The 15013-nt window shown below is 69.8% G+C and carries 9 protein-coding genes and 1 pseudogene; 2 read left to right on the top strand and 8 right to left on the bottom strand.

The window, feature by feature from the left end; all coding sequences use genetic code 11:
* Positions 1-79: 79 nt before the first annotated feature.
* The 6 genes and pseudogenes from EAO75_RS13330 to EAO75_RS13305 form a co-directional block, all read right to left on the bottom strand.
* On the bottom strand, positions 80-1063 hold the full coding sequence (locus EAO75_RS13330; RefSeq protein WP_410092248.1) for a serine/threonine-protein kinase: 984 nt from the start codon (positions 1061-1063) through the stop codon (positions 80-82).
* A 143-nt stretch (positions 1064-1206) separates the two neighbouring features.
* Complete coding sequence (locus EAO75_RS13325) at positions 1207-2961, bottom strand: serine/threonine-protein kinase (RefSeq protein WP_147995222.1); 1755 nt, start codon at positions 2959-2961, stop codon at positions 1207-1209.
* A gap of 152 nt (positions 2962-3113) precedes the next feature.
* Positions 3114-4385 (bottom strand): annotated as a pseudogene (locus EAO75_RS13320) (serine/threonine protein kinase); the annotation flags it as partial.
* A gap of 369 nt (positions 4386-4754) precedes the next feature.
* The gene (locus EAO75_RS13315; RefSeq protein WP_147995221.1) at positions 4755-5777 is read right to left on the bottom strand and encodes a DNA-directed RNA polymerase subunit alpha; all 1023 of its coding nucleotides are present in this window, start codon (positions 5775-5777) and stop codon (positions 4755-4757) included.
* Between the two features lie 409 nt (positions 5778-6186).
* Entirely contained in the window at positions 6187-7407 is a 1221-nt protein-coding gene (locus EAO75_RS13310; RefSeq protein WP_147995220.1) for an FAD-dependent monooxygenase, read from the bottom strand.
* Complete coding sequence (locus EAO75_RS13305) at positions 7404-8801, bottom strand: MFS transporter (protein WP_147995219.1); 1398 nt, start codon at positions 8799-8801, stop codon at positions 7404-7406. Before EAO75_RS13305 ends, EAO75_RS13310 begins: the two co-directional genes overlap by 4 nt.
* Positions 8802-8989: 188 nt before the next feature.
* Between EAO75_RS13305 and EAO75_RS13300 the strand changes: the two genes are divergently transcribed.
* Positions 8990-9637, top strand: a complete 648-nt coding sequence (locus tag EAO75_RS13300; protein WP_147995218.1) for a TetR/AcrR family transcriptional regulator — start codon at positions 8990-8992, stop codon at positions 9635-9637.
* A gap of 351 nt (positions 9638-9988) precedes the next feature.
* Here the strand turns inward: EAO75_RS13300 and EAO75_RS13295 are convergent, their stop codons facing one another.
* The gene (locus EAO75_RS13295) at positions 9989-10309 is read right to left on the bottom strand and encodes a hypothetical protein (RefSeq protein WP_147995217.1); all 321 of its coding nucleotides are present in this window, start codon (positions 10307-10309) and stop codon (positions 9989-9991) included.
* A 211-nt stretch (positions 10310-10520) separates the two neighbouring features.
* Here EAO75_RS13295 and EAO75_RS13290 point away from each other — a divergent pair, with 211 nt between their 5' ends.
* Complete coding sequence (locus EAO75_RS13290) at positions 10521-12494, top strand: protein-arginine deiminase domain-containing protein (RefSeq protein WP_147995216.1); 1974 nt, start codon at positions 10521-10523, stop codon at positions 12492-12494.
* Positions 12495-12596: 102 nt separating this feature from the next.
* Here the strand turns inward: EAO75_RS13290 and EAO75_RS13285 are convergent, their stop codons facing one another.
* On the bottom strand, positions 12597-14810 hold the full coding sequence (locus EAO75_RS13285; protein WP_261989259.1) for a PQQ-dependent sugar dehydrogenase: 2214 nt from the start codon (positions 14808-14810) through the stop codon (positions 12597-12599).
* Positions 14811-15013 lie beyond the last annotated feature (203 nt).

The raw sequence follows: 15013 nt of genomic DNA, 5'->3' as shown, positions 1-15013 counted from the left end.
GGGCGGAGCGGCTGCTGCGGGAGTTTCTGGAGACGGGGCACGCCCTCGTGCCGAAACGGTTCGGCAGGGCAGAGCGCACCTACTCGCCCCGCAGCGTGCTGGCCACCGTCGTGCTGGTCGCCGCCATGGCTGTGGCGGGGGTGTCGGCGGCGACCAGCACGACGGTGGCCAGCACGCTGCGGGGCGAGTAGGTGCGCTCTGCCCTGCCGAACCGTTTCGGCACGAGGGCGTGCCCCGTCTCCAGAAACTCCCGCAGCAGCCGCTCCGCCCCCGGGGCGTCCAGTCGCAGCCCCGGATCCCGCTCCAGCAGCCCCTGCACGACGGGCAGGATCGGCGCCGCCTGCGCGGGCGGACGTATCTCGTCGGACACCACGGCGAGCACCACACCGCTCAACGAGTCGCGCCGGAACGGCGACTCACCGCTCAGCGCCGCGCACAGCAGCGCGCCCACCGACCACAGATCGGAGGCGGGGCCGGTCCCGGCGCCGGACATCCGCTCGGGCGCGGTGTACTCGGGCGAGCCGACGAAGGACCCGGACTCGGTGAGCGTGGAGGCGCCCGGCACCTGCGCGATGCCGAAGTCGGTGAGGACGACGCGGTCGGTGCCGTTCTCGATGAGCACATTGGCCGGTTTGATGTCCCGGTGCAGCACGCCGGCCTCGTGTGCCGTGCGCAGTGCGCTCAGCAGGTCGGCGCCGATCCGGGCGGCCTCGTGTGCGTCGACGGGCCCGTGGGCCGCGATCCGGTCGGCGAGGGAGTCGCCGTCGATCAACTCCATGACGATGTAAGGGCGTTCGTCGTCCTCGACCACGTCATGGACGACCATGACATGCGGGTGACTGAGCTGCGCCACCGCCTGGGCCTCGCGCAATGTCCGTTCCCGCTGGTGCCGGGCCTCGGCCGCGGAGAGCGTCTCGTCGAGAGGGAGCTCCTTGACGGCCACCCTGCGCCCGAGCAACTGGTCGGTCGCCCGCCATACGACGCCCATGCCGCCGCGACCGAGCCTCGCCTCAAGACGGTAACGCCCCGCGATCACACGGAAGTTGGCCCCCTCGGTCCCCATGAGCCCCATCATGCCGCACCGGACGGACCGACTCCGGGGTGCCGATCGGCCAACTATGCAAAGGAGCAAACGACTTCAAAAGCCGCCCGACGCTCTGTCCGGCGGCCGGCAGACGCACGCGACGGCCCGGCCGGCCGGGCGCCTCAGGACCCGCCGGTCCGCCACCCCTTGAGCACCGCCGTGTACTGCTCGCGCGTGGTCGTCCAGTCCTTCTCCGGCGTGGACATGTAGATCGCGTACTCCGTGCCGTCCCGGTCCACGTACGCCTGGTCGATAGCGTGGCGCGGCCCGGGGAAGGACGTGTCCTTGGCGAGCGCGGTCCAGGTGTACTCCCACAGGGCGGCGTCGCGGTCGCGATAGAGGTTCCGCTTCAGGGAAACGGTCTCGAAGTCGACCAGCTTCTGCCCCACCTGCTCCTCCAGGTCGCGCAGATGGTCGTAGGAGTTGGCGAAGTCGGGCGTTGGGTCCAGGGAGATACGTACGAAATGCTCGCCGCCGTCCGGCGAGTAGTCGACCTGCTCGAGGCCCTCGATCTCCTTGCCGACCACCTCCCGCGACCAGCCCTCGGGCAGATACAGGCTGAACCCCAGGGGGTCGTCGTAAAGCTTCCAGGAAGCCGGTACGCCGGCCTGCCGGGCCGGGTCCTCCGTCGTCGAAGCGCTCGGGTCCGTGGGCTCGGTCGACGTCGAGGCGGACGTGCCGCCGCCCTGCGGCCCCCACTTCTGGAGCACGACCGCGGTCCCGCCGCCGATGATCGCGGCGAGCGCGACGACGAGAGCGAGCGTGCGCAGCCGCCGGCGTTTGCGCGACGGCGCGGTGCCGGTGGCCCGGCTACCCGTGCCGTCGTACGGCCCGCCGAGCGCCGTCGGGCCGTTCATGGGCGGGTACGGGGTGCCGGTCACCGGCGGGTACGGGGTGCTGCTCCCCGACGCGTACGGGTTGTTGCTCGCCGGCGGGTAGGGCGTGTGGTTCGCCGCTGTCTCCGACCCGGGGGGCGCGGAGCCGGGGTGCGAGGGCCCGGTGTGCGCCTCCGGCTCGTAACGGTTGTGCTGCGTCGGCACATACACCTGCGCCGCGCTCGGCCGCCGCCCCTCGGCCGCCTCGGCCAGCATCTGCTCGGCCTCGGACGCGTCGGGCCGGGTGGCCGGATCCTTGCACAGCAGGGCGGTGATCACGGGCGCGAGCGGGCCGGCGTGCTGCGCCTCGGTGGCCTCTTCCTCGACGACCGCCTGCATGGTGCCCAGCGGCGAGGTGCGGCGGAAGGGCGAGCGGCCCTCCACTGCCGTGTACAGCGTCGCGCCGAGCGCCCACAAGTCGGAGGCGGGGCCCGGGTCGTGGCCGCGGACGCGCTCGGGGGCGAGATAGTCGACCGAGCCGACGACCTCTCCGGTGCGGGTGATGGTGTTGTCGCCCTCGATCTGGGCGATGCCGAAGTCGGTCAGCAGGACCCGGCCGTCCTCGGAGAGCAGGACGTTGCCGGGCTTGACGTCGCGGTGCAGGACCCCGGCGGAGTGCGCCGCGCGAAGCGCCCGCAGCACCCACAGACCGATCCTGGCGGCCTCGGCCGGTTCGACGCGCCCGCGCTCCTTGACCGCGTCGGCCAGCGAGTGCCCCTCGACCAGCTCCATCACGATCCACGGCCGGCCGTCGTGCTCCAGCACGTCGTGCACCGTGACGACCGCCGAGTGGTTGATGCGCGCGGCGGCCCGCGCCTCGGCCCGGGTGCGGGCGAGCAGCCGCTCCTGGTCGCTCTCGGAGACGTAGAGCGCGGCGGTCAACTCCTTGATCGCCACGGCCCGATGCAGCACCTCATCGTGCGCACGCCAGACACGGCCCATGCCGCCGCTGCCGATCGCGTCGACGAGCCGGTAGCGACCCGAAACGAGCTGGCCCTGCATCTGATTCACGTTGCCCCGCAATGTTCTTGACAGGGTCAGGTTAAGGACCGGCCGACGCGACCGGAACCACGGGGGTGCCATGGAGACCGCACTGTGATGGTTGTCGCTTTCGCCATCGGGAAGCAACCATCACACAGGGTCCGCGGGCACAATCATCCGGTGACCTGGTACGTCGCCGACGCCTGCTCGAACAGCCGCGTCACCTCGTCCCGCTCGGCCTCGGGCCCGCGCACCTGCACCACGTGGTACCGCCCGTCGATCAGGATCGCGACATTGCGCACGAACAGCTCCCGCCCCTCGTCGTCGGTCCAGGTGAACTGCCCCTCGGCCATGGTCCGCTCGCCGACCTGAATGGTCTTCAGTCCGCCGGACGACGCCCAGCTGGAGTCGCGGTAGGGCTGCAACTCCCGCTCGTGCTCCCGCTGGTAGACCATCGGGTCGCTGCCGTACTGGTCCGCGGTGTCCCGGCCCGGCACGACGAAGAGGTCGAAGTCGCCGTGGGAGTACACGACCTGCCCGCGCCCGTTCTTCGGCGTACGGTCCCACCCGTTGGCCACGGCGACCTGGAAACCGGCGTCGTCCTTGCGCAGCGTGAAGCCGTCAGGGACCTCGGGGTCGTTGCTCTGCGTCTCGGTGGAACCTGCCGACTCCGAAGGGCCGTTGCCGGACTCCGGGGAGGTCTGGTCGGGCCGCGGCTCGCTGCTCGCCTCGGCGGACTGGTCGGTGTCCGCGTCACCGGCCTGGCCGGCGGCGCCGGTGCGATCCCCGCCCGCCGTACCGGCGTTGCCCTCGCCGGTCTTCGGCATGAACAGCATGGCGTACGCGATCGCCGCGGCCATGCCGAGCAGGACCAGCAGCAGCAACGTACGCCCCAGCCTGCGCGGCGAAGCCGACTCCTGCTTGGCCCGCTTGTGCCGCCCGTGATGCGCGGGCAGCCCGGCCCGGCGCCGGCGCACCAGCTCGCCCCGGCGCCGCACGATCGGCAGCCGGTTCGGGTCGACGGGCGGGGCGGCGACGACATGCGCACCGGCCTCCGGCTCGGGCGCGGACCGCACCAGCGAGCGCAGCCAGCCGCGTAGTTCCTCGTAGTCGAGGCGCTCGGTGGGGTCCTGACGCAGCAGCGACTCCACGACGGGCCTGAGCGGACCGCACTCCTCGGCGAAGGCGGGCGGCTCCGCGCACACCATCTGCACCAGCTCGGCCGTCGACTCCTCCGGATACGGCGCGTGCCCCTGCACGGCCCGGAAGAGCAGCGCCCCCAGGGCCCACAGGTCGGTCGAGGGACCGATCGGCGCGGCCAGCCGCCAGTTCTCGTGCACGGGCCCGGCCTGCTCCGGCGCCCACCGCTCGGTCACGGGCCCGACCACGGCCATCCGCGCCTGCCGGGCCCGCTCCGCGGCGAGCGCGGTGGTGGGGCCTCGGTGAGCGGCCACCGATGCCGGTGCACTGTCATGCGCGCYTGGCCGCCGGCGCACCGGCATCTCCCTGCGTCGGCCCGTAACACCACTCGCTTCTCGAACGGCCCGCGACCGCTCAAGAGCCTGGAGTCCGGGCGCCGCGCGAATGGCGTCCGGACTCTGGCCCGCGCAACCCTGGATCCCTGACCGTCAGGCTCAGCGGCGGGGAGGCGCACGCGGAGGTCACGGGGGCTGGCCAGTAGCTACACCGTTATTCGGCGATAGTCATGGCGCGCCTGCCGTGACCCCTGGCTGGGGAACGGGATGCGGTCGTCCGCTGTACCGTCTCCCCAGCACCGGGTCGGGTCCCCCGTGACCCGGCCCCTAGCGCAGCGTTCAGTACTGCTCGGTCTCCACGAAGCCCGCGTCCGTGTCATTGCCTGCACCAAAGGCGTCGGCAGCAGCGGTCGGGTCGAATCCGGGCGGGCTGTCCTTCAGGGCCAGGCCCATGCCGGCCAGCTTCGCCTTGACCTCGTCGATGGACTTCGCACCGAAGTTACGAATGTCCAGGAGGTCGGCCTCGGAGCGGGCGACGAGCTCACCCACGGAGTGGACGCCCTCACGCTTGAGGCAGTTGTAGGAGCGGACCGTGAGCTCCAGCTCCTCGATCGGCAGTACCAGATCAGCGGCAAGGGCGGCGTCCGTGGGGGACGGGCCCATGTCGATGCCCTCGGCGTCGATGTTGAGCTCACGGGCAAGCCCGAAGAGCTCGACCAGCGTCTTACCGGCGGAGGCCATGGCGTCACGCGGACGCATCGCCTGCTTGGTCTCGACGTCGACGATCAGCTTGTCGAAGTCGGTGCGCTGCTCGACACGCGTGGCCTCGACCTTGTACGTGACCTTCAGGACCGGCGAGTAGATCGAGTCGACCGGGATACGGCCGATCTCCTGGCCGACCTGCTTGTTCTGAACAGCCGAGACGTAACCGCGGCCACGCTCGACCGTGAGCTCCATCTCCAGCTTGCCCTTGCCGTTGAGCGTGGCGAGGACCAGGTCGGGGTTGTGCACCTCGACACCGGCCGGCGGCGCGATGTCGGCGGCGGTGACCAGACCCGGGCCCTGCTTGCGCAGGTACATCACGACCGGCTCGTCGTGCTCCGAGGAGACGACCAGCTGCTTGATGTTGAGGATCAGGTCGGTGACGTCCTCCTTGACGCCCGGCACGGTGGTGAACTCGTGCAGGACCCCGTCGACGCGGATGGACGTGACCGCCGCACCCGGAATCGAGGAGAGGAGAGTGCGACGCAGGGAGTTGCCGAGGGTGTAACCGAAGCCCGGCTCCAGCGGCTCGATCACGAACCGGGAGCGGAACTCGTCGACGACCTCTTCGGTCAGGGACGGACGCTGAGCAATCAGCACGAGGTGTTGCCTCCAGTGGTTTGGCGCCCGCTATGTGACGCCGTTGACACCATGAAGGGTACGGGCAGTTCGGGCGATACGGCCTCCGAGGGGGCCGAACCGCCCGACTCCAGCCCGCCGAGGAGGCTTCTGGCCTCCCTTCCGACCGCAGTGCAGGCCGTTTGCGCTCCGCGTGTGTCCGGCCCTCGGGCGCGCAGGACGCCCAGGCAGGCACGCGCGGCAGTGGCCAGGGTGATGATGTCGTGATCATGGTGTTGGCCGGGGACAGCCGGCAATCCGCCCGCGGGTGCGAGCGACGGAATCGGCCAGGTAGCGCTCCGCGATCAGCGCATTCACCGTCACCGGCGCTGAGTCCGAACCGCCGGCCCCGACCGCCGGTGACGCCCGGCATCGGCGCGAGGGCCCGGGCTCACGTCATCGGCATGAATGCGGGCAGGGTGAGGGCCGAATGGGCCGGTCGTCCCTCCGCGGAGGGAATGGCGCTGAGATTGCGCAGCATGTCGTTGCGCTGCTCCAGGGCCCGAGCGGTGGTCGGGAAAAGGGTGGCATCGCCCTCGCCGACCTGATCCTGGTTGACGGTCACAAACTCACGGGTGTCGTGCTCGTAAGCGGCGAAGCCCGCGGCGTGGTCCCGGTCGGCAAGGGAAGCGGCGAGCATGTACGCGCCGACGAGTGCGAGGCTGGTGCCCTGTCCGGTGAGGAACGAGGGCGCGTACGCGGCGTCGCCCACCAGCGCGACCCTGCCGCTGGACCAGCGGGGCATGCGGATCTGGCTGACCCCGTCGAAGRACAGGTCATCCGCGTCGCGCATGGCGGCAAGCATGCCCGGGACCTCCCATCCCGCGTCGGCGAAGACCGCGGCGACCAGGTCCCGTTGGGCTTGTGGGTTCCGGAACGCGTCGAACGGCAGTTCCGGGTGGGCGAAGTTCAGCAAGGCGTGTACATCGTCGTTGTCCCCCACGGCGTAGAGTGCCGCGGCCCTGCCCGGGGTGGTCCACATCACGGTCTCGCGGGTGAGCCCGAAGGTGTTGCGCAGGGTGAACCCGGCGAAGCAGTAGCCGAGATACCGGTGGAACTGCTCTTCGGGGCCGAACAGGAACTCGCGGGTACGTGAATGCAGACCGTCCGCACCGAACACCATGTCGAACGTACGCCTGCTGCCCCCGCGGAAGGTGACGTCGACCCCGTGGCCGGACTGGTCGAGGGTGTCGATGGAGTCGGCGAACAAGAACTCCACGTCGTCACGGACCGCCGCGTAGAGAGCGCTGGTCAGATCCCCGCGCCGCACCTCCAGGTCCCGTCCCGCGACACCGCCCGTGACGGCGTGCGGGTTGAGCGAGGCCACCTCGCTGCCGTCCCCGGCGAGGAAGGTCAGCCGACGCAGGTCGATGTGCGCGGCCCGCAGCCGCGGCAGGATTCCCATCCTCCGGACGACCTCGAGTGCGGTGCCGCGTACGTCGACGGGGTATCCACCGTCACGAAGTGCGCCCGCCTTTTCGACCACCGTGACCGCGAATCCGTAGCGGTTCAGCCAGAACGCGAGGGCGGGTCCCGCGACGCTGGCCCCGGATATGAGGACCTTGCGGCTAGGCGTCGTACGGATATCCCTCGACCGATCAGTGCGGGTCATTCCTCGACTCCCTTGCTCATGGAACGGGCGACAAGCAGGCACAGCGCCGTGACGACGCCGGCTATGACGAAGCCGGTGACGAAGGCCGATTCGGCCGGGACATCCGACCCGGAAGGCGTTGCGGCGGTGAGGATCGCGCCACTGACCTGCACACCCACGGCGAAGCCGATCACGCGAGTCACCAGGACCAGGCTGGTGGCGATGCCGGTGTCGCTCTGATCGACGGATGTGGCGGTGCTGGTCACCATCGCGGTAACGCACAGGCCGTTGGCCAGCGCGATCAGCATCTTGCCGATGACGAGGTGCCAGACCTCGGTGTGCACGGCCGCCAAGGCGATCAGGGCGGCGGCCATGAGGACGATCCCGGCGGTGACCACGGCGCGCGAGCCGAAAAGCCGGGCCCCGATCCCGCTGATCGGCCCCGCCAGCGACGCGGCCACGGCGCCGGGCAGCAGATAGAAGCCGATCTCGGTGGCGCCGGCCCCGAAGCCGTACTCGTCGGCGGGCACCGCGAACAGCTGCGGGACGAGATAGACCGGCACCGCGGTGCCGACGCAGATGGCGAAGGTCAGCACGCACGACTTCCACACCGCGGGCCGTGCCAGCATGCGCAGGTCGACCATCGGCGAGGCCGCACGGCGCTCGACGACAATCCATCCGGTCACGAAGGCGGCAAGGACCACGATGAGGGCGCCGAGCACGAGTGGCTGCGAGGCGATGTCGGGCGCGAGCGCGAGTACGAGCATGAGCGTGACCAGCGTCCCGCTCAGGAGAACCAGGCCGGGCCAGTCGATCCCGGCGCCGTCCGAACGGCCCGGAGGATCATGCGGCATCAGCCTGTTCACCAGCGTGGTAGCCCCGATGACCGCGATCGTCGGCAGCGCGAACATCCAGTGGCGGGACAGCCCTTCCGCCACGGGTCCGGCCGACAGTGTCCCCGCCATCCCGCCGCCCACGAACAGCCCGCTGACCGTCCCGATGGCCACCTTCGACTCTCCCGCGGGGAGGTGTTTGCGCACCAGGATGAACGACAGGGGCAGCGCGCCCACCATCGCTCCCTGCAGTACCTGGCCGAGCAGCAGCACGGGCAGGTTCGGCGCCAGGGCGGACACCAGACCGCCGGCCGAGACCACCGCCATCAGTCGGATCAGGACCCGTTTTCCGCCGTAGCGGTCGCCTAACTTGCCTGCGACCGGTGTGACGAGCGCGCCGGTGATGAGCAGCATGATGCTGAGTAACGCCCCTTCGGCGGGACTCATGTCCAGCTCGCGTTGCAGGAGCGGGAGCGTCGGCGTCACCACCGACTCCAAGGCACCTGTGGCGACTGCCAGCATGCCGAGAGCCCCGACAGCGGCCCTACCGATGCGGACCGGGGGAGCCTGAGTTGCGGTCATGGACGTCCTTCCGTCATTGCCGGCGGTGCTTTGTGGACAGGTCCGAGGCCGTGCCGTGGGGTGAACCCGAGGAATCGCCAACCGAGTTTGCGCAGGCACGGCTCCGCCGGGCGGAGTGGCACGCGTGCGGCACCCGCCGAGCCAGTATTACACTACACCGTGCAGTGTAGGACGGTTAGGATGTGCCCATGCCGACCACGAAGACGCCGACCACGAAGACACTGCGCGAGGGATCCACGCGGAAGCGGGCCGCCATCCTCTCGGCGGCCCGGGAACTGTTCCTCGCCGACGGCTTCGACCGGTCCAGCGTCGACGCGGTCGCCGCCCGGGCCGAGGTGTCCAAGCGGACGGTCTACGACTACTTCGGCGACAAGCAGACGCTGCTGAAAGCAGTCGTCGACTCCGTCGGCCAGTCACTGATCACCACGATCCGGCGCACCCTCGACGACACCCTCACCGACGTCACCGAGGACGTCGACCTCGAGGACGCCCTGGTCACGTTCTCGATGCGCATCGCGACCGACATGCTCGGCTCGGCGGAGTACGCAACCCTGCAACGACTGGTCCGGGCGGAATCCGGCCACCTGCCGCATCGGGGCTACAACTCCATGGCCGACACTCCCGACGAGGCACTCGCCGAGCGGTTCGCCGCCCTCGCCGCGGCCGGGCTCCTCGACGTCCCCGACCCCCGACTCGCGGCCGACCAGTTCATCGCGCTGACCTTCGGCGTCGCGCTGGACAGGCTCGGCTCCGCGAACGCGGCGGAGGACATCCGCGTCCGACCACTCGTCGTCGAAGGAGTGCGGACCTTTCTGCGGGCATACCGAACCAGGTAGGGCTGGGGCGGCACGAAGGAACAGCGTGTCGTCAGCCCCCGTCATGGCGGCATCGCCCGGCGCCTGTTCTCGTACTGCGCGGTCGCCCGGGACGCGGGGCCGGTCAGGTTTCGGTGCCCTGACGAGACAAGGCATGTGCTCGCACAGGCTTCGAAAACGTCCACCAGAACCGGGCGGGGCGTGCGCAGCTGGAGGGCTGAGCAGATCGGCTTCCCAGCGTGCTGTTCGGCCCTCGGCCGGATCCATGCCGAGCCGGTCACCGGCCGCTCGACCCGGCCGGTGACCTCGACGTCGTATGGGCAACCACCCGCGAGCACTCCGCCTCATGGCGGGAGCGGTCGCTTCAACCGGTCACAGACCGGCGATTTTGCCGGCCGCGTCACGTACGGAGTCGAGCGCGTCCACGACGGAGTTGTGGCGTCCTGCGCGCGCCGCTCGGTCCGATGGCACCAGCCGCGCGGCGGTCTGCACGGCGTAGGCATCCGGGTCGCCGAAGGCGCTTCGCGGGTGCTCTCCTGTCTCGGCGCAGTGCGTCGTGACCTCCTTGACCGCCTGGAGCACGACGGTCCGGTCCACGCCCGGCTGCATGGCCAGCCGTACCTGGAAGCGCGCCATCCACTTCTCGCGGTCCTTCTCCTTCGCCGCGTCCGTCGTCTGGTCCTTCTTCGCCACGTGCTCTCCCGGGTGATCGACAGTCGTCTGTCGTGGAGTTGGACGCGGAGACATCGGAGCGGGTTGCGCAAGCGGACAGCCTGATCTGTTCCCCCCCAACGGGGGGCGTGATCCTCACACTCCGGCATGACTTTCTGTCAGCACAGTGAACGCACAGGCGCCTCTTTCATCTCTTGCACGGTGCACCCCCCGAACTGAGGAGGAACGCGCTGTGCGCTCACACCGACGTATACGGACGAACCCTGCTGGGCCCGTGGTTCTCGCGCTCGCCGCGGTCGGAACCGCCCTGGCTGCGCCGATTTCACCAGCCTCGGCCGCGGAGCCGGCCGCACGGGCCGATCTCCGTGCCGATGTGAACCGAGATGGACGGGTCGATGTCACCGGCGCCACCGACACGACCGGTGAGGACACCTGGACCTTGGGCCGCGGAGCGGTCTACCTGCCCAACATCGACGATGACACCAAACGCTGCCCGGTCACCGGACCCGATGGCAGACCGCTGTCCGACGCCAAACTGGCCGCGTGCAACGACGCCTCCGACACCCGGGTCAACGGCTCGGCCGACGCCGCCGACCTCGCCCGTGTCCGCACGATGCCGATGCGGGACCTGCCAACAGGAGCCAAGGGCAGCGTCAAGGTCACCACGGGAGCCGACCACACCCGCGTCTACCTCAAGCGTGCGGGCAACTGGGTCATGATCACACCGCAGACCAGCTTGTCGGCCGCGGAGTTGCGCGCCGGCGTGGAGTTCGGGGTCGAAGCCACCGACGTCATCCGGGACGCCGGCAAGTGGGACGGCAGGACGGTCATCCGCCTGAGTGTGGCCGCGGGCGGCCAGAGCACATCCGACTCGGTCACCCTGCGCGTCGCCCCACTCCTCACCCACCACCATCTCCAGAAGACCCAGCAGGTCATGGTCACCAAACTGGGCCCCGACGCCGACTGGAGCGGGCTACAGGGCAAGTTCGTCACCGACCTGAAGCGCGAAGCGGAGAAGGCCGGCATCACCCGGCCGCTGGTGACATTCGACAAGTACCAGGACTCCTGGGCGCAAGACTTCGTCGAACCGGCCTATGTCAGCATGACCGGAACCGACGGGCGCCGGCACGTGATCCGTGTGATGCTCCGCTCTGCGCAACCGGACCGCAAGGCCGGCCGGGAACTGTTCGAGAAGGTCCGCGGACGGGACATCGGCGTCGTACAGGCCTTCGACAGATCGGCACCGGCGGACTGGTCGCTCAACTCCATGGGGAACCTGGAGACCATCCCGCCGTACGCCCTGGGCAGCCGTTCGTTCCCGGCCGGACGGATCATCATGGGGTGGCGCAAGGACAGCGGCAAGCGGCCCTCGGCGACGATGCGCACGCTGCTGAAGTCCCAGGGACTCCAGGACCCGTTGCTCCTGGACACCTCCTGGCTGGAAGTCGGCCACGTCGACGAGTTCGTGCAGTTCCTGCCCGCCGACACCCCGCGCGGCTGGCGGATCGGCGTTGCCGACCCCGAAGCGGGGCTGCAGTTGCTGCGCGAAGCCAAGCGCGCCGGCCATGGCAGCACCAAGATGTTCTCCGTCCCGGGCCTCGGGGGCTCCCCTCCGCTTCCGGACACCATCGACCAGGCCCTCGCGTCTCGACACCTGGTGGCCGACAACACCATGGCGGCTCAGCGGATCGCGGCCAATCTGGAGATCCTCAAGCGTGAGACCGGCGTGACCGACGACGAGATCGTGCGCGTGCCGGCCCTCTACACCCGCGGCTCGATGGCCCGTACGGAGGGCGGGGAGGACGTCCGATTGCCGCGACTGACGCGCATGGGCGGGAACACGCCTGTGCCGGACGCGGTGAAGAAGCACGGCCAGCAGCGGTGGCTGGCCGGGGACGGAAACGACTCCGCCGCGGCTCCACCGGCAACCGTCGAGACGAGCGCATACGTCCCGGGCGCGGTCAACGGCATCCTCCTCAGCCGCGACCGTTACCTTGCTCCTCGCCAATGGGGTCCTGTCATCGGCGGCAAGGACATCTTCACCCAAGCCGTCACAGCGGCCTACGTGCGGGCGGGCCTGAAGGTGTCGTACATCGACGACTGGTACACGTACCACCTCGGCATGGGCGAGGTGCACTGCGGCACCAACACCCTGCGCGATGCCTCCGCCGCCTGGTGGAAGCCGGCAGGACTGACGACGCCGTAGCAACCACGAGACCCCGGTGCACAGCCACCAAGGGTGAGGGCCGGGCCGCCCGGCGCGTGATGCGCCGGGCGGCCCGCCTCGTCTCGGAGCACGGGCGGATGCCTAGGAGATCGTGATCCGGAAGATCTTGTCGGATCCGTCCGGCTCTCCTCCGTTGTTGTCGCTGTTCGTCGTGGACAGCCACAGCTCGYCCTTGCCGGGCACCTCGGTGACGGTGCGCAGGCGTCCGTAGCTGCCGACGTAGTAGGCGGTGGCCGTGCCCACGTTCTCGGTGTCGCCGGAGATCGGGATCCGCCACAGGCGTTCGCCGCGCAGGGACGCCATGTAGATGACGTTGCGGACGATTGAGATGCCGCTGGGCGAGGCCGTCGAGACGGACCAGGTCTTCTTCGGGTTGGTCATGCCCGAGGTGGAGCAGGAGCCCTCACAGATCGGCCAGCCGTAGTTGGCGCCCGGCTTGATCAGGTTGAGCTCGTCCTGCGAGCTGTTGCCCAGCTCGGATTCCCACAGCCGTCCATTGCGGTCGAAGGCCAGGCCCTGCGGATTGCGGTGGCCGTAGCTGTAGATGAGGGTGCCGAAGGGGTTGCCGGGGGCGGGTTTGCCCTCGGTGGTCATGCGCAGGATCTTGCCGTTGAGGGAGTTCTTGTCCTGCGCGAGGTCGGGGGTCTGGGCCTCGCCGGTGGTGGCGTACAGGTAGCCGTCGGGGCCGAAGAGGAGCCGGCCGCCGTTGTGGTAGCGGTTCTTCTTGATGCCCCGCACCAGGGTCGTGTAGTCGCTGAGCGAGGTGCCGTTGTACGTCATGCGGGCGATGCGGTTGCCTTCACCGGCGGTGTGCATGAAGTAGACGTAGTGGTTGCTCGACCAGTTGGGATCGACGGCGACGCCCATCAGGCCGCCCTCGCCGTCGGTGGTCACCACGTTCGGCACGCTGCCGACCTGGGTCTTGGTGCCGGACCCGGTCAGCTTGAACACCTTGAAGCTGTCCCGTTCGGTGATCAGCGCATGGCTGCCGTCGGGCATCCAGTACGTGCCCCAGGGAATGGACCAGCCGCTGGAGAGCGTGGTCGGGGTGCCGGGGATGCCACCGTCGGATGGGCAGTCGGCGGTGGAGAAGGCCACCGGGTCGGACGGCGTGGAAGAGCCGCCGACTGTGTCCTTGGCGACCACGGTCAGGCTGAAGGAGGCACGGCAGGCCAGCCCGCTGACCGTGGTGGAGGTGGCCGGCGGGGTGCCGGTGACGGTCTTCAGTACGGTGCCGCCGCTGCGGATCTCGTACGCCGTCACGCCCTTGTCGTCCGTGGCGGCGCCCCAGGTGAGATGGGCGCTGGTGGCGGTGATCCCGGAGACGGTCGGTGTGCCCGGCTTGCTGGGCGGCGGGTCGGTGGAGACGAGCGTCTTGCAGTCGAGGGCGATGCTCGCCGGGGAGGCGTTGCCCGCGRCGTCGCGGGCGATCACGGTCAGGTTGTAGGTCGTGTTGGGGGTGAGCCCGATCAGGGCTTTGGAGGTGGCGCTGCCGGCGGCCTCGCCCAGCTTGTTGCCGTGTTCGTAGAGGTCGTATGCCGTGACGGCGACGTTGTCCGTGGAGGCGCCCCAGTTGAGGGTGAGGCCGGTCTCGCCGATGTCGGTGCAACTGAGCCGGTCGGGGCGGCTGGGTGCCTCGGTGTCGGCGGGCTCCCCGACGGTGAGCTTGTCGAGGTTGGGGCCGCCGCCCGCGGTGGTCGCGGTCAACCGGATCTTGTTGCTGCCCGCGTTCAGGTTCGCGTTGACGGACTTGGTGGCCCAGGTGTCCCAGTTGGTGGTGCCGGCGAAGGAGACCGCCGAAGCGACGACCGTGCCGTTGACGGAGATGTCCAGGGGCCGGTCGGTGGTCGTCCCATTGGCATGGCGCGGGGTGATCGAGGCGCTGCCCGCCGTTGCGGCGCTGACGGTGAACTCCACGTACGACCCTGCGACGTTGGTGTAGTCGACGAAGCCCGTGCCGGTGTAGCCGGTGTGGTTGGTGGCCACGACGCCTTGGGAGATGGTGGCGCTCTCGGCCTGGTAGTCGGTGCCGGCCGCGGTGACCTCGGTCTCGAGGTAGTCGAGGTTGGGCAGCCCGGCCGCGGTGGTCGAGGTGAGGCGCACCTTGTTGGTGCCCGCGGTGAGTTGGGCGGTCAGCGTCGAAGTTGCCCAGGTGTCCCAGGTTCCGGTGCCGTTGAAGGCGCGTCCGGCGGAGACCACGCTGCCGTTGACGGCGATGTCGGCCGGGCGGTTGGTGGTGGTGCCGTTGGCGTAGCGCAGGGCGATGGTTGCGCWGCCGGCGGTGGCGGCGTTCACGGCGAACCCCACTACTGGATCACCCGCTCCTCGGACTGGACCGTCGACCACTTCCGCGCCTTCAAGAAGGCCACCGGCGACAGCGCCTGGGACACCATCCGCACCGCCCACCAGAACCTCATCACCTCCCAACAGAACACCTACGCCCCCAACACCGGCCTCCTCGCCGACTTCGTCGTCAACACCAACACCACCCCCAAGCC

Origin of the sequence: Streptomyces sp. UW30 (assembly GCF_008042075.1) — a bacterium.
In the GTDB taxonomy this organism is placed as follows: Bacteria; Actinomycetota; Actinomycetes; order Streptomycetales; family Streptomycetaceae; genus Streptomyces.
This window is presented reverse-complemented; position numbering and strand designations above follow the sequence as displayed.